Consider the following 17,805-nt stretch of genomic DNA (forward strand, 5'->3'; position numbering starts at 1 on the left):
TTCCCGGCGACGCCGGGTTCCCGCGACCGTCAGCGGCTGCGGCGCCGCTCCAGGAACTCGGTCATCCGGCGGCGCTTCTCCTCGTCCTCGAAGAGCACCGCCTGACTGACCAGGTCGAGCTGGGGGTGGGCGGCCGCCGGGGCGTCCACGGCGAGCTTGGTCAGTCGCAGGGCCAGCGCGGACCCCTTGGCCATCTCGTCGAGCAGGCCGTGCGCCGCCGGGAGCAGCTCGTCGGGTTCGGCCACCACCCGGTTGACGAGCCCGATCCGCAGCGCCTCCGCGGCGTCCACCCGCCGGCCCGTGAACAGCAGCTCCTTGGCCCGGGCCTCACCGATCAGCGCGGGGAGCCGGTGCGTGGCGCCGGCGCCGGCCAGGATGCCCAGCCGCACCTCCGGCTGACCGAAGACCGCACGCTCCGTGCACACCCGCAGGTCACAGGCGTACGCCAGCTCGGCGCCCCCGCCCAGCGCCGGACCGTCGACGGCCGCGACGGTGGGCATCGGCAGGGCGCGGATCCGGGCGAACGCGGCGGAGTTGATCGCCGCGAGCGCGTCCAACCGGCCCCGCTCACGCAGCTGGCCGATGTCCGCCCCGCCAGCGAAGATGCCCTCCGTCCCGCCCGTGAGCAGCAGCAGCCGCGGCCGGGCCTCCAGCTCGGCGCAGACCGCGTGCAGCTCGGCGATCAGGTCGGCGTCGATGGCGTTGCGCTTCTCCGGCCGGTCCAGGGTGACCACCAGCCGGTCCGGCTGCTCCTCGACACGCAGGCCGCTCATCGCGCCGACCCTCCGTCCGCGGGGCTCGCCAGCTCGCTCCTCGCGTTCACCGGCGCACCCCGTCTTCCCACGTGTAGAAGCCCTGGCCAGACTTCTTGCCCAGCCGGCCGGCGGCCACCATCTCCTCCAGCAGCGGCGGGGGCGCGAAGCGGTCGCCGTACGCGGCCTGGAGGGTGCGGGCGATGTCGAGGCGCACGTCCAGGCCGACGAGGTCGGTCAGCTCCAGCGGCCCCACGGGGTGCCGGTAGCCGAGCACCATGGCCTTGTCGATGTCGGCGGGGCTGGCCACCCCGTCGGCGACCATCCGGATCGCCTCGAGGCCGAGCGTGACGCCGAGCCGGGAGGTGGCGAAGCCCGGCATGTCGCGTACCACGACGGGGTCCTTGCCCAGCCGGCCGGCGAGCGCGACCGCCGCGGCGGCGGTCTCCTCGGCGGTGGCCGGGCCGACCACGACCTCGAGCAGCGCCATGGCCCAGACCGGGTTGAAGAAGTGCAGCCCGAGGAAGCGCTCCGGCCGCGCCAGACCGGCGGCCAGCTCTCCGATGGAGATGCTGGAGGTGTTGCTGCCCAGCAGTGCCGGACCGAGCGACTCCGCCTCGGCCAGGACCGTGCGCTTGAGGTCGAGCCGCTCCGGCACGGCCTCCACGATCACGTCCGGCCCCTCGGCGACCTCGGCCAGCCCGGCGCGGAGCGTCAGGCGTGCCCGGTTGGCCGCCGCCTGGTCGGCGGTCAGCTTGCCCCGCTCCACGGCCCGGTCCCACAGCTCGCCGAGCCGGGCGACGGCCGCCGCGCCCCGCTGTGCGTCGACCTCGACCAGCTCGACGGCGTACCCGGCGCCGGCCGCCACGTACGCGATTCCGAGCCCCATCGTGCCGGCTCCGACCACCACGAACCGTTCGCTCACCACGCCTCCCCGCTGCGTCCGGCGGCGCGGGGATCACCCGCGACCGGCGGTCCGCTCCACTCGCTCATGCTGCGACCCTAAGAGCTCCGGCGGCGGCCCCACGCGTGGGGGCGCGGCGGACGGGGTACGAGACCACCGTCGATCGAGGGAAGGACCGGACGAGATGAGCGAGGCACCGGACGTGACGGGCACGGAGAGCGCCGGGACCATCGAGACCCGTGGCGACGAGCGGGTCGACCTGCTGCGCGCGGACACCAACAACGACGGCCGGACGGACGTGTGGGTCGTGGACACCGACGGTGACGGCAAGGCCGACCTGTTCCAGTTCGACACCGACCACGACGGCAGGGTGGACGTCACGATGGTGGACCTCGATGAGGACGGCACGCCCGACGAGGTGATCGACGGCGACGGGGGGCTGCCGCCGGAGCCGCTGCCGCCGACCGTCCAGGTCTGAGTCGCCGGACGGGCCGACGGTCCCCGGCGCGTCCACATCGGCCGACCGCCGGTTGCCGCGTCGCAGGTCAGGGGCCGTCCACCCGGACGCGGCACGCCGGTGGCGCGGTTCTCGCTATCCGGCCGGTCAGTCAGCCGAGCGGTCGTATCCTGGCGGCGTGGACACGCTGGACCGCCTGTCGGCGGAGAAGTACATCCTGCTGACGACCTTCCGCCGGGACGGTCGGGCGGTGCCGACGCCGGTGTGGTCGGTCCGGGACGGTGACGGGCTCGCGGTGTGGACGGCCGCCGACTCCGGGAAGGTGAAGCGGATCCGCAACAACGGCGAGGTGACCGTGGCGCCGTGCGACGTACGGGGCCGCCCCCACGGTGCGCCGGTGCCGGCGCGCGCGACGCTCTACGACCTGGCGGGCAGCCGCCGGATCCGCGGCCTGCTGAAGCAGAAGTACCGGTTGCTGGGGCGGCTCAGCCTGCTCGGCAGCCGGCTGCGCCGGGGCGAGGGAGGCACCGTCGGCATCCGGATCACGCTCACCGAGGGGCGGGCATGAAGCAGGGCGGCGGACCGAGGTCCACCGCCCTGACGACGTGGTGCCGGCTCAGTCCCCCTGTCGCTGCTGGGGGATCTGCCCCTGCAGCAGGGCCCTGACCTCCGACTCGCGGTAGCGACGGTGGCCACCGAGCGTGCGGATGGCGGAGAGCTTCCCCGCCTTGGCCCACCGGGTCACCGTCTTCGGGTCGACACGGAACATCGACGCCACCTCGGCCGGCGTGAGTAGCGGCTCTGGTTCGTGCGTTCGCGATGCCATCGGTCACTCCTCCACATGTATAGACATCGGCCGGGGTCCCGCCGGCCGACGCGTCTCCCATGGTCCGGCTAGTCCCCGATGTCCGACATGGGCCGAACGGCCGAACGTCCCTAGACGGACGGATGAACCATGCCCGATTTATACGACTTTTACACGGCAGAAAGTACCTTATTCGGACTCATGATCACGGTTCGTGAAGCATCGACTACGAGCGCTCCTCGCCTTGGGAGCGCTCCGTGAGCCATATGTCCTAGTTGCAGCGCTCCAGCAGTTGGACCGCGCGCCAGCGCGCGACCAGCTTGTCGTACGCCGCCGACGCCTCCTCGGCCTCACCCCGGGAGAGCCCCGCGAGACCGGCCGCCACCAGCTCGGGCGAGTCGTCCGCCGCGAGCGTCTCGTCGGGCAGCAGGTCCACGAGGCCGCCGTAGTCGAGTTCGACCACCGAACGGGGGTGGAACTCCTCGAGCCACCGGGCGGCCTCCTCGACCGCCTCGGTGATCGGCGCCTCGCCGACCGACTTGCGCAGCACCGCGAGCGCCCGCGACGACCGCCGCCGCGCCTTGGAGATCTCCGTGCGGTAGCGCAGGGCCCGTCGCCCCGGCCGGGTGACCAGGTCCCGCTCCTCCGGGTCGAAGAGGACGAACCAGCGCAGCGGCACTCCCCACGTGGCGATCTGTTCGTGCAGCCGTGGCACCCCGTGCTCCAGCACCCGGGCGCCGCTGCGCCAGTCGTCCACGACCGCCTTGGCCTGCCCGGCGAGCACCGGGGGCACGAAGGCGTCGGCGAGCACCGAGGGCACGCCGTCGCGGGCGCTGAGCGCCGCCTCGGCCACCCGGATCCGCAGGTTCCACGGGCAGACGAGCAGCGTGTCGTCCGTCTCCAGGACGTACGCCTCCTCGGGCAGGTCCGGCAGGCGGGTCCAGCCGGCCCCCAGCGCCTCGATCACGGCCGTCCGTTGCCGGCCCGGCCCCTCCACGGGGGCCACCGCCCGCCCCTCCGACACGTAGCGACGCCAGTACGACTGGCGGTCCCGGTCGAAGGCGGTCAGAGGCTCGTACACGCGCAGGTAAGAAGCGAAGAGCGACGGCACGGCGCGATCCTCCCACGAACACCGCCCCCACGCCGCCAGCGCCCACCACGCGTGCCGTGGACGGCGGGGCCGCGGCGGCCGATATTAGGCTCAGGTCCACCGGCAGCATCCCCGCCGGCGTCCAGCAGGTCCGCGTCCCACAAGGACGCACCGACACCAGGAGCCAGTCATGGGCGTATTCGCCAGCACCGACGACCCGGGATCGACGGGCCACGAACAGGTCGTGTTCTGCCAGGACAAGCAGACCGGCCTCAAGGCGATCATCGGGATCTACTCCACCGCGCTGGGGCCCGCGCTCGGCGGCACCCGCTTCTACCCGTACGACAGCGAGGAGGCCGCCCTCGCCGACGTGCTCGACCTGTCCCGCGGCATGGCGTACAAGAACGCGCTGGCCGGCCTGGACCTGGGCGGCGGCAAGGCGGTCATCTGGGGTGACCCGGAGCAGATCAAGACCGAGGCGCTGCTGCGGGCGTACGGCCGCTTCGTGGAGTCGCTCGCCGGGCGCTACTACACCGCCTGCGACGTCGGCACCTACGTCGCCGACATGGACGTGATCGCCCGGGAGACCCGCTACGTCACCGGCCGCAGCGTGGAGCACGGGGGCGCCGGCGACTCCTCGGTCCTCACCGCGTGGGGCGTCTTCCAGGGCATGCGCGCCGCGGCCGAGCACGTCTGGGGCGTACCGACGCTGCACGGCAGGCGGGTCGGCGTGGCCGGTCTCGGCAAGGTCGGCAAGTACCTCGTGGGGCACCTGCTCGACGACGGCGCCGAGGTCGTGGCCACCGACGTCGACCCCCGGGCGATGGAGTGGGCCCGCACCACCCATCCGCAGGTCAGCCTCGTGGACGACAGCGCCCTGCTGGTCGGCGCCGACATCGACGTGTACGCGCCGTGCGCCCTCGGCGGCGCGCTGAACGACGAGACCGTGCCCGCCCTGCGCGCGAAGGTCGTCGCCGGCGCCGCGAACAACCAGCTCGCCCACCCCGGCATCGAGAAGCTGCTGGCCGACCGGGGCATCCTCTACGCGCCGGACTACGTGGTCAACGCCGGCGGCGTGATCCAGGTCGCCGACGAGATCGAGGGCTTCAACTTCGAGCGGGCCAAGCTGCGGGCCACCCGGATCTACGACACCACCCGGGAGATCCTGCGGCTCGCCGACGCCGAGGGCGTCCCGCCGGCGGTCGCCGCGGACCGTCTCGCCGAGCGGCGGATGGCCGAGGTGGGACGACTGCGCACGATCCACCTGCGCTGAAAGACCTTCCCCCGGGGGCGGGCGGCCCGTCTCGCTCCCGGGGCCACGGGCGGCCGGCGCGGCCGTTAAGCTGGTTCTGGGATCAGTTCGTGCCGTTTTGCCCGGTGTCATGGGCGCTCACGCTTCCACCCCTTACCGGGTACACTGGGTGACGGCCGGACCACCGCGACGCGCAGTGCCGGCTGACGGTAACCCGAGGTGCCGAACGGTGGCATCCCCATGTACCGTAAGAGCCACGAGAGATGCCTGACGTCATCGGGGCCCGCCTTCGGGCTGCCCCGCATTCTGTGCGAGGGGGTCGAGCCATGGGGCGCGGCCGTGCTAAGGCCAAGCAGACAAAGGTGGCCCGGGAGTTGAAGTACCACTCCCCGAACACCGACCTCGCCGCCTTGCAGCGAGAACTCGGCGGCAGCGGCAAGTCGAACCGCGACTTCGACGACGACTACAACGAGTATGTCGACGACGATGACGAGGACCACGCGGACGACGACCCCGACACCTGGGTCCGTCCGACCCGCTGACCCCCGGTCACATCTGAGCACGCGGTGAGCCCCGCGTGCTCACGCATGTGCTCGCCGGCAGCGGCGTACCGACCGACGGTCAGGGGCCTGCCAGGCGCCACGCGCCGGACGGGCCCCTGACCCCGGTGCCGCACCCTCAGCGGGGCCGGTTGTTCCAGTTGTAGAACGTCGGGATGTTCTCGAAGTGGTTCCAGGCGCAGACCGCGCCACCACCACTCGCGCCCGCCACCTCCGCCCGGAGCCGCCGTGCGGTCTCAGCCTCGCGCAGCAGTGCGATGAGCCCCGGGGCGGCGTCCCGCACCCGCTCGGCGACACCGGCCGGGCTCGCACCCGCCGTGCGCTCAGGCTGCCGGTCACTGGTGGTCTCGGGCATGCTCCAACACTCCCTCCAGTAGGCGGATCTTGCTGTTGCGGCAGTGCTCGGTCTCCGTGCCGTCGAAGCGCCCCAGCTCGAAGTAGCGGTTCGCGGCGTGACCGCCGCCGCAGAACCCGAAGTAGGGGCAGGTGTCCCGGCACGCCTCGACGCCGGCGAGGAACTCGCCGACCCACGGCGTGCGCTCCGCGCCGGCCAGGATCTCGGCCAGCGGGCTCTCCAGCACGTTGCCGCTGCTGAAGTCGCCGTACCGGGGGTCGGTGAAGCCGGCCAGCTCCGGGGAGAGCACGGTCACCGACCCGTCGTGCCCGATCGTGGGGATCGGGTCCAGTTGGCGGGGCAGCAGGTCGTCCGCCACGCCGTCCAGGACCGCCGCGGCGTACCGCAGGGACCATTCGATCTCGCGCAGGTGGATGCGGGGCTCCCGGCGCCACGCGGCCACCAGCTCGGCCCAGAACGCGGTCACGTCGGCCTGATCGTGCGCGTTGCCGCGCGTGTTGACCCCCTCGGTCTCCTCGATGTTGATGCCGAGCACGTCACAACCGAGGTCGAGGAAGTAGTCGTACAGCTCGGCGGCGAGCCCGGCCCGCGGCCGGGAGACGACGGCGAGCGCCGAGAACGGCAGGCCGCGCCGACGCAGCACCGACACTCCGCGCATGATCCGGTCGTACGCCGGCTGCCCGGCCCGGGTGACCCGGTCGTCGTTGCGCTCCCGTGGCCCGTCCACGCTCACGCTCACCCGCACCCCGTGCTCCTGGAAGAAGTCGCACCAGGCGTCGTCGATGAGCGTGGCGTTGGTCTGCACGTGGTGCTCGACCTCGGGCGCGAACGGCGCCATCAGGGCCGCCAGGTGCTCCCGGCCGGCCGCCAGCGGCTCGCCGCCGTGCCACACCACCGAGAACCGGCCGGCCGAGGCCCAGGGGTTCACCGAGGCCGCCACCGCCTCGGCCACCGGCACCGGCATCCGCCGGTCGGCGGCGCGCAGCGGCAGGTAGCAGTACGCGCAGTCCAGGTTGCAGAGGGTGGTGGGCTGCATGACGACGTACGACGGGACGGCGGCCACGCCGCGCATCCCACCGACCGACTGTCCCCGAGCAGCCATCGCCCTCCCTTGTGCGCCTGAGGGTGCCCCTCAGGCTAGGCGGCGATGGCTACTCGGGTGAACCCCTGATCAGGTGCTCGTATGATCAGCGCAGAGTGATCAGCCGCGAGTGTGCTGGCCGACCATCTGAACGTTCCCGGAGCCCTCGATGATCTCGCCGGCCTGCCACGCCTCGACGCCCCGACCGGTCAGCGTGGCCAGGGCGCGGTCCGCGTCCTCCGCCGACACGATGGCGAACATGCCGACGCCCATGTTGAACGTCGCCTCCATCTCCGCGTCCTCGATCCGGCCCTTCGACTGGATGAGGTCGAAGACCGGCTGCGGCCGCCAGGTGGAGCGGTTGACCACGGCGTCGACGTGCTCCGGCAGGATCCGCACGAGGTTGCCGGGGATCCCGCCGCCCGTCACGTGGGCCAGGGCGCGCACCTCGGCCTCGGCGATCAGCTTGAGGCAGTCCTGCGCGTAGATCTTCGTGGGCGTCAGCAGCTCCTCGCCGAGGGTCCGCTGCCGGCCGAAGTCGTCGATCACCACGTCGAGCCGCATCCGCCCCGCGCCGAGCAGGACGTGCCGGACCAACGAGTAGCCGTTGGAGTGCAGGCCCGAGGAGCGCATGGCGATCACCACGTCGCCCACCTCGACCCGCTCCGAGCTGAGGATCTCGCTCTCCTCGACCACGCCGACACCCGTGGCGGAGATGTCGTACTCGTCCGGGCGCAGCACGCCCGGGTGCTCGGCCGTCTCGCCACCGAGCAGGGCGCAGCCGGCGTACCGGCAGCCGTCGGCGATGCCGGCGCCGATCTCCGCGACCTTGTCCGGCACGACCTCGCCGGTGGCGATGTAGTCCAGCAGGAACAGCGGCTCCGCGCCGCAGGCGACCAGGTCGTCGACGACCATGGCGACCAGGTCGATGCCGACCGTGTCGTGGATGTCCATCTGCTGGGCGATGACCAGCTTGGTGCCCACGCCGTCGGTCGACGAGGCGAGGATCGGGTTCTTGTACTTCTTCGTGTCCAGCCGGAACAGGCCCGCGAAGCCGCCCAGATCGCCGAGCACCTCCGGGCGCCGGGTCTGCCGCACCTTCGACTTGAGCAGTTCGACCGCGCGGTCGCCCGCCTCGATGGACACGCCGGCGTCCGCGTACGAGACCGAGCGTTTGCGCGCCTGGCGGCCGGTGCCGGCCGTCCAGGGCTGGCGGTCGCCGCCGGCTCCGGTCGGGCTGGTTCCTGCGCCGCTGCGCTCGGACACGTGCGTCACGGTTCTCCCCTTTGTGTTTCTCGGGTACGACGCCGGTGGTGACCGGGCCGCACCCGGTGGTGCTACGGGCGGTGGACGGTCGCGCCGCCCGGAGTGGCGACGAGCGGAGGGGTGGTGTGCTCCGGGGCGCTGGCGGCCACCCGCCGGCCCACCCCTTCGAGCACGTGCTTGCCGATCAGGTTGCCCGCCGGCAGCTCGATGGGGTACTCCCCATCGAAGCACGCCCGGCAGAGCCGGGTCTTCGGCTGCTCGGTCGCCGCGATCAGGCCGGACAGCGAGACGTAGCCGAGCGTGTCGGCGCCGATCGAACGCCGGATGCCCTCGGTGTCCAGCCCGTTGGCCAGCAGCTCCGCACGGGTGGCGAAGTCGATGCCGTAGAAGCACGGCCACTTGACCGGCGGCGAGGAGATCCGTACGTGCACCTCCAGGGCGCCCGCCTCGCGCAGCATGCGCACGATCGCCCGCTGCGTGTTGCCGCGCACGATCGAGTCGTCGACCACCACGATCCGCTTGCCCCGCACGTTCTCCCGCAGCGGGTTGAGCTTGAGCCGGATGCCGAGCTGGCGCAGGGTCTGCGACGGCTGGATGAAGGTGCGCCCGACGTACGGGTTCTTCATGAGGCCCTGGCCGTAGGTGATGCCGGACTCCTCGGCGTAGCCGATCGCCGCCGGGGTGCCGGACTCGGGCACCGGGATGACCAGGTCGGCCTCCACCGGGTGCTCCTTGGCCAGCTGGCGGCCGATCTGCACCCGCGCGGCGTGCACGTTCCGGCCGGCGATGGTGGCGTCCGGGCGGGCCACGTAGACGTACTCGAAGAGGCAGCCCTTGGGCTCCGGCACGGCGAACCGGGACGAGCGCAGGCCGTCCTCGTCGATCGCGATCAGCTCGCCCGGCTCGACCTCGCGGACCACGCTCGCGCCGACGATGTCGAGCGCCGCCGTCTCGCTGGCCACCACCCAGCCGCGCTCCAGCCGGCCGAGCACCAGCGGGCGTACGCCGTGCGCGTCGCGGGCCGCGTAGAGGGTCGACTCGTCCATGAAGACGAAGCTGAACGCGCCGCGCAGTCGCGGCAGCACCTCCATCGCGGCCGCCTCGACGGAGAGGTCGGGGCGGCTGGCCAGCAGCATCGTCACGAGGGACGTGTCGTTGGTCGCGCCGTCGGTCGACAGCCCCCGGTCGGCGACCTCGCGCTGGAGATCCGCCGTGTTGACCAGGTTGCCGTTGTGAGCGAGGGCGATCGTCGTGCCGGCGCTGGTCGACCGGAGGGTCGGCTGGGCGTTCTCCCAGGTCGAGCCGCCGGTGGTGGAGTAGCGCGTGTGGCCGATGGCCACGTGCCCGCGCAGGCTCGCCAGCGTCGGCTCGTCGAAGACCTGCGCGACCAGGCCGAGATCCTTGTAGACGACGACACCCGAGCCGTCGCTCACCGCGATACCGGCGGCCTCCTGGCCCCGGTGCTGCAGCGCGTAGAGACCGAAGTAGGTCAGGTTGGCGACCTCCTCCCCCGGGGCCCACACCCCGAAGACGCCGCACGCGTCCTGGGGGCCTGGTCGCTGGGGATCAAGGTCGTGGCTCAGCCGGCCGTCGCCTCGGGGCACCTGCCGCTCCCTCATGCATGGGTCTGTAACGGGCCTCGCGGGATCACGGGTGTCGGATCCGCTCCTCGGCCGGGACCACTGGTTCGCCTGACAGTGTACGCGAATCGCCATCGATACTGAAAGTCACGATTCGCCTCCGGGCAGTTACCTTCGATCCGGACGGACGCGCAGCTAGAGCGGCAGATGGGCGGAGAGGTCCGCACGGACCCCACTCACCTGTACGCGACCCTCGGTGACCGCGTCCGCCCACTCCAGCCGCCCGGTGGCCACCCGGAGCCACGTCTCCGGATCCATCTCCACCACGTTCGGCGGCGTGCCACGGGTGTGTCGGGGACCGGGTAGGCACTGGATCGCGCCGTATGGTGGGACACGCACCTCCACCGATCGGCCGGGGGCGCGCTCCGCGAGGGCGGCCAGCAGCGTCCGGACCGCCTCCCGGAGGACCGGCCGTTCGGGGACACGCCCCTCGTCGAGCGCCGACAACGCCGTCGCGACCGCGGCGGACTTAATGTGCGGAGAGGACACGACGGGACGATACGACCCGTGCCGGCCGCTTCCGACGCCGGCCCTGGGTCGCGCCGGGGCAGCCCGACAAGGCATAGTTGCCGACGGTGTATTCGTACCGTGATGATCCCCGACCCGGCGGCCGCCGGTGCGGGAAGTCAGTCCGGAAGGCGGTGGACGTGTCAACACACCGACGTGCCTGGAAGCAGCGGGCCGGTGTGGTCGTAGCGCTGGTTGCCGGCGCCCTGCTCGCCCTCCCCGCCACACCGGCACTTGCCGACGAGCCTGCGGTCCAGATCACCGGCCTCTCGTCCGGCACCCTCACGTCCGGGCAGCGCGCGACGTTGTCGTTCCGTGTGACGAACAACAACGTCAAGCTGCCGCCTCAGAACTCCGACTCGGTGACCGTCAAGGTCACCAGCTCCTTCGGCGAACTCAGTTGCGATGGCCGCTGTGACTTCACCGAAGAGATCAACCGAGGCGAGTCGAAGTCGTACACCGTGACGCTGGTGGCGGGGAACGTGGCCGCCGGCGAGACGAAGTCCGGCAAGGTGCAGGTCAGCGCCAGCATCGACGGTGACTCCGGGAGCGCGGAACGAGATGTCACCGTCCGTGGCCCGGAGCAACAGGCGCAGACCGTGCGGTCGGTCTCGGGGAAGGTGGTCGTCAAGGACTCCGGTGACCCGGTGCCGAACGCCTTCGTGATCCTCCAGGACTCGGGCGGCCACCGCTACGACACGACCACCGACGGCAGCGGCAACTGGCGCTTCACCGGCAGCAGCTCCAAGCCGATCACGCCCGGGCGGATCGACGTGGGCGCGAGTTTCGACGACGTACGCGAGATCGCGAGCTTCAACGCCAGCGCCGGCCAGGCCATCACGGGCAAGCGGATCAGCCTGCCGATCAAGGTGGAGAAGACGCCGAGCCCCACGCCGTCGGCCAGCGTCGAGCCGACCGAGGAGCCGTCGGAGGAGCCCACCGAGGAAGTGACCGGCGAGGCCGAGGAGGCGACGGACGCCCCGGCGGCCAACGCCTCGAACGAGGACTCGGGCGGCGGCTTCGGCTCGATCCTGATCATCCTGCTCGGCGGCCTGCTCGTCGCCGCGGGTGTCGGCACCATCGTGCTGCTCTGGATGAAGCGCAAGGAGAACCCGGACGACGCGGGCGACGACGCGCCGGTCGCGGCCGGGGCTGCGGGCGCGGTGCCGGCCGCCCGGGGCGCGTTCCGCGGTGCCGACGACCAGACCCGGGTGGTGAACCGCGCCGGTGTCGGCTCGGACCCGACGATGGTCGGTGGCACGGCGCTGAGCGACGCACCGACGATGATGCACCGCCCGGTGGTCGACGACGTGCCGCCGGACCCGTACGGCGTTCCGCCCACGCAGCCGTACGGCGGCGGCGCCGGCGGGGCGGGCTGGTCCGGTGGCGGCTACGGCGACGAGCCCAACGGCTACGGCGCGGGCGGCTACGGCGGTGCCCCGTCCTCCGGCGGCGGGTACGGAGCCGGTGGTGACGGATATGGCGGCGCCCCGGGTGCGGGCGGTGGCTACGGCGGGCCCGCCGGCGGCTACGGCAACGCCCCGTCGTCCGGCGGCGGGTACGGCAACACGCCGTCCTCGGATGGCGGATACGGCACCGCTCCCTCCTCCGGCAGCGGATACGGCAGCCGCGACTACGGCGGCCCGGCCGGTGCGGCCGGATACCCGCCGGCCCCGGACGGCCCGGGCTACGGAGAGCGCTACGACGAGCCGACCGGCCGGTACACCGGGGAGAGCACCCAGTACCCCGCCCCGGCCGACCCGTACGCCACCGGGCTGTACGAGCAGGACCAGGGGCAGGGCTACGGCCACGCCGAGCCGGCGCCGTACGGGAGGGACGCGGAGCCGACCGGCGGATACGACCGGCGGGGAGGCTACGACGACCGCGGCGGTTACGACCAGGGCGGCTACGGCCAGCCCGGCGCGTACGGCCAGGAGCCCCCGACGCAGCGCGGCGGCTACGGCCAGGAGCCGCCGACGCAGCGCGGTGGCTACGACGACCGTGGCGGTTACGACCAGGGCGGGTACGGCCAGCCCGGCGCGTACGGCCAGGAGCCGCCCACCCAGCGGGGCGGCTACGACGACCGCGGCGGCTACGACCAGGGCGGCTACTACGGCGACCAGGGCGGCCGGGGCCGCGACGGCGCCGCGCACCAGGACCGGGGTGGCCGCCGGCTGGACTGGCTGGACGACTGATCCGACGTAGCGGAAGGGGCCGCCCGGAGAGATCCGGGCGGCCCCTTCCGCGTACGTGGCTGGGCCCAGTGGGAACGGGGCGGCTTCAGGCGGCGGAGAACACGCCGTGGCGCAGCAGCGGCACCACGTCCGACACGTCCAGCCGTACGGCGATCTCCACGTCCTCGGCGAAGCCGCCCTCGGCGAGTTCCCGGCCGGACACGCAGCCGCGGACCGCGGCGGGCACGTCCGGCGTGCTGGCCAGCGCCGCGAGCGCCATGGCCGCCTCGACGGAGAGCCCGCCCGGCGCGCCGGAGAGGGCGTCCAGCACACTCGCCGCGCCGAGCTGATCCTCGACGCTGGGGCGTAGCGAACCGTCCGGCCAGCGCTCCCCGGCGGCCACCACGCCGACCGGGGCGTCCGTCGTGCCGTACCCCTGGTCGAGCAGCCACCGCCCGACGGCGCGGGCGTTACGCAGGCACGCGGCCACCACCGGCAGGCCGGTGGCGCTGGCCGCGGCGCTGATCGCGGAACCGTTCGGCGAGGGCAGCACCAGGTCGGCGACGACCGGGGCGGCGCTGAGCGCCGCCGGCGAGAGCGACCACGGCTGCTCCGGGCTGGTCCTCCGGCGGCCCACCGCGACGGTCGCGCCGACGCGGCGGGCGTACTCGGCCGCCTGCTCGCCCCACGGGAACGGGTGCACCCGCATACCCCGGGAGACCGCCACCTCGACGGCGGTGGTGAACGAGAGGACGTCCACCACCACCAGGGCGGCGCAGACGCGGCCGAGCTCCGCCGCACCGGTCAGGCCCCAGTCGAACCGGGCGCCGGAACCGGGTTGGGCGAAGACGGCCGCCCTCAACGCCTCAGCGCTCGTCGGGCGCCGACGGCTGCCCGGAGTCACCGGACCCGGTCGTGCCGTCGGGCGCCGTGTCGGGCCCGCTGGCCTGCTCCTCGGCCGTCTCGACCGGCGGGGTGGCGATCACACCGCCCGGCGAGGCGGCCTCACCCGACTCCGCCGGCACGTCGGTCGGCTGCTCCGCCGGGGTGTCGACCGGCTCGGCCGCACCGGTCACCGGGGTCGGCCCCGACGAGGCGATGGGCTCGCTCACGACCTCGGCCGGGTCCACCGGCCGCGGGTCGCCGTCGGTGGGCAGCGGGACCGCCTCGACGGCCCCCGCCACGCCGGACGCCGGCGCGGGCACCTCGACCAGCTCGGCGCCGCCGAAGAGGCGGGGCAGGGTGGCGGTGTGCGCGGCGCGCAGCTCGTCCAGGCCGATCCGGAACTGGCCGTGCACCTCCAGCGCACCGCCGGCCGTGTCGGTGACACCGATCAGCTCGTGCGGCACGCCGTGCTCGGCGCAGAGCGCGGCGAACGCCTTCTCGTGCCCGCGCGGCACCGACACGAGCACCCGCCCGGCGGACTCGCTGAACAGGTAGACGAACGGCATCGAGCCGCCCGCGAACCGCTCCGGCACCGCGATGCGGGCCCCGACCCCACGCCGCAGGCAGGACTCGACGAGGCTCTGCGCCAGCCCACCGTCGGAGAGGTCGTGGGCCGAGCTGAGGTGGCCCACCCGGGCCGCCGCCGCCAGCAGGTCGGCCAGCGCCTTCTCCCGAGCGAGGTCGACCTGCGGCGGGATGCCGCCGAGGTGCTCGTGGGTCACCCAGGCCCACTCCGAGCCGGAGAGCTCCACGTGCGTCTCGCCGAGCAGGTAGATCTGGTCGTGGTCGCCGTTGGCGCGCGGCACGAAGCCCATCGGCACCCGGTCGGCCACGTTCTCCAGCACGCCGAGCACACCGACCACCGGGGTCGGGTGGATGGCCGCCGCACCGGTCTGGTTGTAGAAGCTCACGTTGCCGCCGGTCACCGGGATGCCCAGCTCGGCGCAGCCGTCGGCCAGGCCGCGCACGGCCTCGGCGAACTGCCACATCACCGCCGGGTCCTCCGGCGAGCCGAAGTTCAGGCAGTTGGTGACGGCGATCGGCGTCGCGCCGGTGACGGCCACGTTCCGGTACGCCTCGGCCAGGGCGAGCTTCGTGCCGTGGTACGGGTCGAGGCGCGCGTAGCGGCCGTTGCCGTCCACCGAGAGCGCCACCCCGAGCCCGGTCCGCTCGTCGATCCGGATCACGCCCGAGTCCTCCGGCTGGGCGAGCACGGTGTTGCCCAGCACGTAGCGGTCGTACTGCTCGGTGACCCAGGTCTTGTCGGCGAGGTTCGGCGACGCGATCATCCGCAGCACCGTCTCCCGCAGCGCCTCCGGGTCGGCCGGACGCGGCAGCGTCTCGGCCCGGTCGGCCTGGAGCAGGATCAGGTCGGCCGGCTCGCGCATGGGCCGCGCGTACACCGGACCGTCGTCGACCAGCGAGCCCGGCGGCACGTCGACCACCAGGTGGTCCCGCCAGGTGACGACCAGGCGGCCGGGCTGGCCGTCCGGCGACGGCGCGGTGACCTCACCGATCGCGGTGGCGAGGACGCCCCACTTCTCTGCGGTCTTGAGCACCGCGTCGAGCTTGTCCGGGGCGACGACCAGCAGCATCCGCTCCTGGGACTCGCTGGCGAGGATCTCGTGCGGCTCCATCGAGGGCTCGCGCAGCGGCACCCGCTCCAGCCAGACCCGCATGCCGGTGCCGGCCGCCGCGGCGGTCTCGGTGAGCGCGCAGGTCAGCCCGGCGCCGCCGAGGTCCTGGATGCCGACGACCAGTTCGGCGTCGTACAGCTCCAGGCACGCCTCGATGAGCAGCTTCTCGGTGAACGGGTCGCCCACCTGCACCGACGGGCGGCGCTGCTCGCTGCCCTCGTCGAACGTGGCGCTCGCCAGCACCGACACGCCGCCGATGCCGTCCCGGCCGGTCTTCGCGCCCATGAGCACCACGACGTTGCCGGGGCCGGCGGCCTCCTTCTTCTGGAGGCGGTCGACGGGCAGCACCCCGAGGCAGAGCGCGTTGACCAGGGGGTTGCCCTGGTAGCAGGGGTCGAAGACCACCTCGCCGCCGATGTTGGGCAGGCCGAGGCAGTTGCCGTAGCCGCCGATGCCGGCGACCACGCCGGGGAGCACCCGGGCGGTGTCCGGGTGGTCGGCGGCGCCGAAGCGCAGCGGGTCCATGACGGCGACGGGGCGCGCGCCCATGGCGAGGATGTCCCGGACGATGCCACCGACGCCGGTCGCCGCGCCCTGGTAGGGCTCCACGAAGCTCGGGTGGTTGTGCGACTCGACCTTGAAGGTCACCGCCAGCCGGTCGGAGACCCGCACCACGCCCGCGTTCTCACCGATCCCGGCGAGCAGGCGGTCGCTCGGCGGGGCCTTCTCCCCGAACTGGCGCAGGTGGACCTTGCTGGACTTGTAGGAGCAGTGCTCGCTCCACATGATCGAGTACATGGCCAGCTCGGCCTGCGTGGGCCGCCGGCCGAGGATCTGCCGGATGCGGTCGTACTCGTCGTCGCGGAGGCCGAGTTCGGCGTACGGCTGGAGTTCACCGGGCGTGCCGGCGGCGCGCGGCACGGTGTCCACGCCGTGGGCCCACTCGTCGGTTGCCGGCGCCACGGGCTGGGCCGGAGCGGCCGGCGGCACGACGGCGGCCGGGCCCGGCGTCGCCGGGTACGCCTCCGGTGTCTCCCGTACCGGGTCCGGATGGGTGGTCATGACCTCTCCTCGCTGCGCTCGTGGCCGCCCGCGGGGCGGTTGAGCTGACCGATGATCCTGCCGCCGCCGGTCACGCCGGCGCCCCGACCAGGTGCTTGAGGACCGACGTGAAGAAGCCGAGGCCGTCCAGTGAGGGGCCGGTCAGCTCCTCGACCGCGTGCTCGGGGTGCGGCATGATGCCGACCACGTTGCCGGCCTCGTTGGTCACGGCGGCGATGTCGCGCTGCGACCCGTTCGGGTTGCCGCCGATGTAGCGGGCGACGACCCGGCCCTCGGCCTCGAGCCGGTCCAGCGTCGCGGGGTCGGCGACGTAGCAGCCCTCGCCGTTCTTGACCGGGATGAGCACCTCCTGGCCCGGCTGGAACCCGTTCGTCCAGGCGGTCGCGGCGGTCTCGATGCGCAGGAACTGGTCCCGGTTGCGGAAGTGCAGGTGCTGGTTGCGGGTCAGCGCACCGGGCAGGAGGTGCGCCTCGCAGAGGATCTGGAAGCCGTTGCAGATGCCGAGCACCGGCAGGCCGCCCCGGGCCGCGTCGACGATGGTCTCCATGACGGGGGCGAACCGGGCGATGGCGCCGCAGCGCAGGTAGTCGCCGTAGGAGAAGCCGCCAGGGAGGACGACGGCGTCCACCCCGTGCAGCGCCGGGTCGGCGTGCCAGAGACGGACCGGCTCGGCGCCGGCGATGCGTACGGCACGGGCCGCGTCCCCGTCGTCGAGCGAGCCGGGGAACGTCACCACTCCGACGCGCGCGGTCACGACGAGGCACCCGCGATCTCGTCGGCCTCCACGAGGCGAACGGTGAAGTCCTCGATCACCGGGTTGGCGAGCAGCTTGTCGGCGATCTCCCGGGCCCGGTCCAGGTCCGGTTCGCCGGTGAACTCGATCTCGATCCGCCTGCCGATCCGGACCGAGGCGACGTCACTGACGCCGAGCCGCGGCAGCGCGTTTGCGACGGCCTGGCCCTGCGGATCGAGGATCTCGGGCTTGAGCATGACGTCGACGACGACGCGAGGCACTGGGCACTCCTGACTGTGTACGCAGTTGGGTGCCGACCCACAAGGGGCGAGCGCAGCCAGCCTACCTGGCAGATGTGGCTACGCCCGCACCGGCCGGACGCGTCCAGACAGTGATCGACATGGACGGCGCGGGGGCCCGGGCCACCGATACGGAGTCGTTGCGTTCCCGATGCGGGTTCGTTGCCGCGCGTGGCGATTCGTCCGGTTGCTCCCCCTGACCGGCGGAGGATCCACGCCGCCCCGGCCGCCCGCCGGAAAAGGTTCGTGTTGTTCGATGAAACACTTGTGAACCACATCTCAGGGC

The 17,805-nt window shown here is 73.1% G+C and carries 18 protein-coding genes; 5 read left to right on the top strand and 13 right to left on the bottom strand.

The features are described 5' to 3' along the window. Window positions 1–29: 29 nt before the first annotated feature. On the bottom strand, window positions 30–773 hold the full coding sequence (locus OG994_RS23750) for an enoyl-CoA hydratase/isomerase family protein (protein ID WP_328851031.1): 744 nt from the start codon (window positions 771–773) through the stop codon (window positions 30–32). A gap of 46 nt (window positions 774–819) precedes the next feature. Beyond that, a complete protein-coding gene (locus OG994_RS23755; protein WP_328851032.1) occupies window positions 820–1,677 on the bottom strand; it encodes a 3-hydroxyacyl-CoA dehydrogenase family protein in 858 nt (285 codons plus the stop codon). A gap of 163 nt (window positions 1,678–1,840) precedes the next feature. On the opposite strand from OG994_RS23755, the gene OG994_RS23760 reads away from it, so the two are divergent. Together OG994_RS23760 and OG994_RS23765 are read left to right on the top strand one after the other, a co-directional pair. Continuing rightward, on the top strand, window positions 1,841–2,134 hold the full coding sequence (locus tag OG994_RS23760) for a hypothetical protein (RefSeq protein ID WP_120328148.1): 294 nt from the start codon (window positions 1,841–1,843) through the stop codon (window positions 2,132–2,134). Window positions 2,135–2,291: 157 nt separating this feature from the next. Then, on the top strand, window positions 2,292–2,681 hold the full coding sequence (locus OG994_RS23765) for a PPOX class F420-dependent oxidoreductase (RefSeq protein ID WP_120328149.1): 390 nt from the start codon (window positions 2,292–2,294) through the stop codon (window positions 2,679–2,681). Between the two features lie 48 nt (window positions 2,682–2,729). On the opposite strand, the gene OG994_RS23770 is transcribed toward OG994_RS23765, so the two are convergent. Together OG994_RS23770 and OG994_RS23775 are read right to left on the bottom strand one after the other, a co-directional pair. Next, entirely contained in the window at window positions 2,730–2,939 is a 210-nt protein-coding gene (locus tag OG994_RS23770) for a BldC family transcriptional regulator (protein WP_007073996.1), read from the bottom strand. Between the two features lie 250 nt (window positions 2,940–3,189). After that, a complete protein-coding gene (locus OG994_RS23775; RefSeq protein WP_120328150.1) occupies window positions 3,190–4,029 on the bottom strand; it encodes a hypothetical protein in 840 nt (279 codons plus the stop codon). Window positions 4,030–4,198: 169 nt separating this feature from the next. Between OG994_RS23775 and OG994_RS23780 the strand changes: the two genes are divergently transcribed. Both OG994_RS23780 and OG994_RS23785 read left to right on the top strand, forming a co-directional pair. Next, window positions 4,199–5,281, top strand: a complete 1,083-nt coding sequence (locus OG994_RS23780; protein WP_120328151.1) for a Glu/Leu/Phe/Val family dehydrogenase — start codon at window positions 4,199–4,201, stop codon at window positions 5,279–5,281. A gap of 305 nt (window positions 5,282–5,586) precedes the next feature. After that, on the top strand, window positions 5,587–5,802 hold the full coding sequence (locus OG994_RS23785; protein WP_120328152.1) for a DUF3073 domain-containing protein: 216 nt from the start codon (window positions 5,587–5,589) through the stop codon (window positions 5,800–5,802). Window positions 5,803–5,938: 136 nt separating this feature from the next. On the opposite strand, the gene amcA is transcribed toward OG994_RS23785, so the two are convergent. From amcA to OG994_RS23810, 5 genes are all read right to left on the bottom strand, one after another. Further along, window positions 5,939–6,175 (bottom strand): multiple cyclophane-containing RiPP AmcA, encoded by a 237-nt coding sequence (gene amcA, locus OG994_RS23790; protein WP_328851033.1) that lies wholly within the window; start codon window positions 6,173–6,175, stop codon window positions 5,939–5,941. Beyond that, window positions 6,156–7,247 carry a cyclophane-forming radical SAM peptide maturase AmcB gene (amcB, locus tag OG994_RS23795; protein ID WP_328853778.1) on the bottom strand — a complete coding sequence of 364 codons (1,092 nt, stop codon included), beginning with the start codon at window positions 7,245–7,247 and terminating at the stop codon, window positions 6,156–6,158. The genes amcA and amcB overlap by 20 nt, the downstream gene beginning before the upstream one ends. A 129-nt stretch (window positions 7,248–7,376) precedes the next feature. Beyond that, entirely contained in the window at window positions 7,377–8,531 is a 1,155-nt protein-coding gene (gene purM, locus OG994_RS23800) for a phosphoribosylformylglycinamidine cyclo-ligase (protein WP_120328155.1), read from the bottom strand. Between the two features lie 62 nt (window positions 8,532–8,593). Next, window positions 8,594–10,126 carry an amidophosphoribosyltransferase gene (gene purF / locus OG994_RS23805; RefSeq protein WP_120328156.1) on the bottom strand — a complete coding sequence of 511 codons (1,533 nt, stop codon included), beginning with the start codon at window positions 10,124–10,126 and terminating at the stop codon, window positions 8,594–8,596. A gap of 171 nt (window positions 10,127–10,297) precedes the next feature. Beyond that, the gene (locus OG994_RS23810) at window positions 10,298–10,651 is read right to left on the bottom strand and encodes a sterol carrier family protein (protein ID WP_120328157.1); all 354 of its coding nucleotides are present in this window, start codon (window positions 10,649–10,651) and stop codon (window positions 10,298–10,300) included. A 158-nt stretch (window positions 10,652–10,809) separates the two neighbouring features. Between OG994_RS23810 and OG994_RS23815 the strand changes: the two genes are divergently transcribed. Beyond that, window positions 10,810–12,864 (top strand): carboxypeptidase-like regulatory domain-containing protein, encoded by a 2,055-nt coding sequence (locus tag OG994_RS23815; RefSeq protein WP_328851034.1) that lies wholly within the window; start codon window positions 10,810–10,812, stop codon window positions 12,862–12,864. 85 nt (window positions 12,865–12,949) lie between these two features. On the opposite strand, the gene OG994_RS23820 is transcribed toward OG994_RS23815, so the two are convergent. The 4 genes from OG994_RS23820 to purS form a co-directional block, all read right to left on the bottom strand. Then, the gene (locus OG994_RS23820; RefSeq protein ID WP_120328158.1) at window positions 12,950–13,705 is read right to left on the bottom strand and encodes a 2-phosphosulfolactate phosphatase; all 756 of its coding nucleotides are present in this window, start codon (window positions 13,703–13,705) and stop codon (window positions 12,950–12,952) included. A 4-nt stretch (window positions 13,706–13,709) separates the two neighbouring features. Continuing rightward, complete coding sequence (purL, locus tag OG994_RS23825; RefSeq protein ID WP_240032886.1) at window positions 13,710–16,487, bottom strand: phosphoribosylformylglycinamidine synthase subunit PurL; 2,778 nt, start codon at window positions 16,485–16,487, stop codon at window positions 13,710–13,712. A gap of 70 nt (window positions 16,488–16,557) precedes the next feature. Beyond that, window positions 16,558–17,241 (bottom strand): phosphoribosylformylglycinamidine synthase subunit PurQ, encoded by a 684-nt coding sequence (gene purQ, locus OG994_RS23830; RefSeq protein ID WP_328851035.1) that lies wholly within the window; start codon window positions 17,239–17,241, stop codon window positions 16,558–16,560. Beyond that, window positions 17,238–17,501: a phosphoribosylformylglycinamidine synthase subunit PurS gene (gene purS, locus OG994_RS23835; protein ID WP_120328160.1), complete on the bottom strand. Its 264-nt coding sequence runs from the start codon at window positions 17,499–17,501 to the stop codon at window positions 17,238–17,240. Before purS ends, purQ begins: the two co-directional genes overlap by 4 nt. Window positions 17,502–17,805: the final 304 nt, after the last annotated feature.

The organism is Micromonospora globbae (assembly GCF_036184225.1).
In the GTDB taxonomy this organism is placed as follows: Bacteria; Actinomycetota; Actinomycetes; order Mycobacteriales; family Micromonosporaceae; genus Micromonospora; species Micromonospora globbae.

Coding starts and splice junctions, on each gene's coding strand:
- OG994_RS23750 (WP_328851031.1), bottom strand. CDS start 773: ATGAGCGGCCTGCGTGTCGAGGAGCAGCCGGACCGGCTGGTGGTCACC.
- OG994_RS23760 (WP_120328148.1), top strand. CDS start 1,841: ATGAGCGAGGCACCGGACGTGACGGGCACGGAGAGCGCCGGGACCATC.
- OG994_RS23770 (WP_007073996.1), bottom strand. CDS start 2,939: ATGGCATCGCGAACGCACGAACCAGAGCCGCTACTCACGCCGGCCGAG.
- OG994_RS23780 (WP_120328151.1), top strand. CDS start 4,199: ATGGGCGTATTCGCCAGCACCGACGACCCGGGATCGACGGGCCACGAA.
- OG994_RS23785 (WP_120328152.1), top strand. CDS start 5,587: ATGGGGCGCGGCCGTGCTAAGGCCAAGCAGACAAAGGTGGCCCGGGAG.
- amcA (WP_328851033.1), bottom strand. CDS start 6,175: ATGCCCGAGACCACCAGTGACCGGCAGCCTGAGCGCACGGCGGGTGCG.
- amcB (WP_328853778.1), bottom strand. CDS start 7,247: ATGCGCGGCGTGGCCGCCGTCCCGTCGTACGTCGTCATGCAGCCCACC.
- purL (WP_240032886.1), bottom strand. CDS start 16,487: ATGACCACCCATCCGGACCCGGTACGGGAGACACCGGAGGCGTACCCG.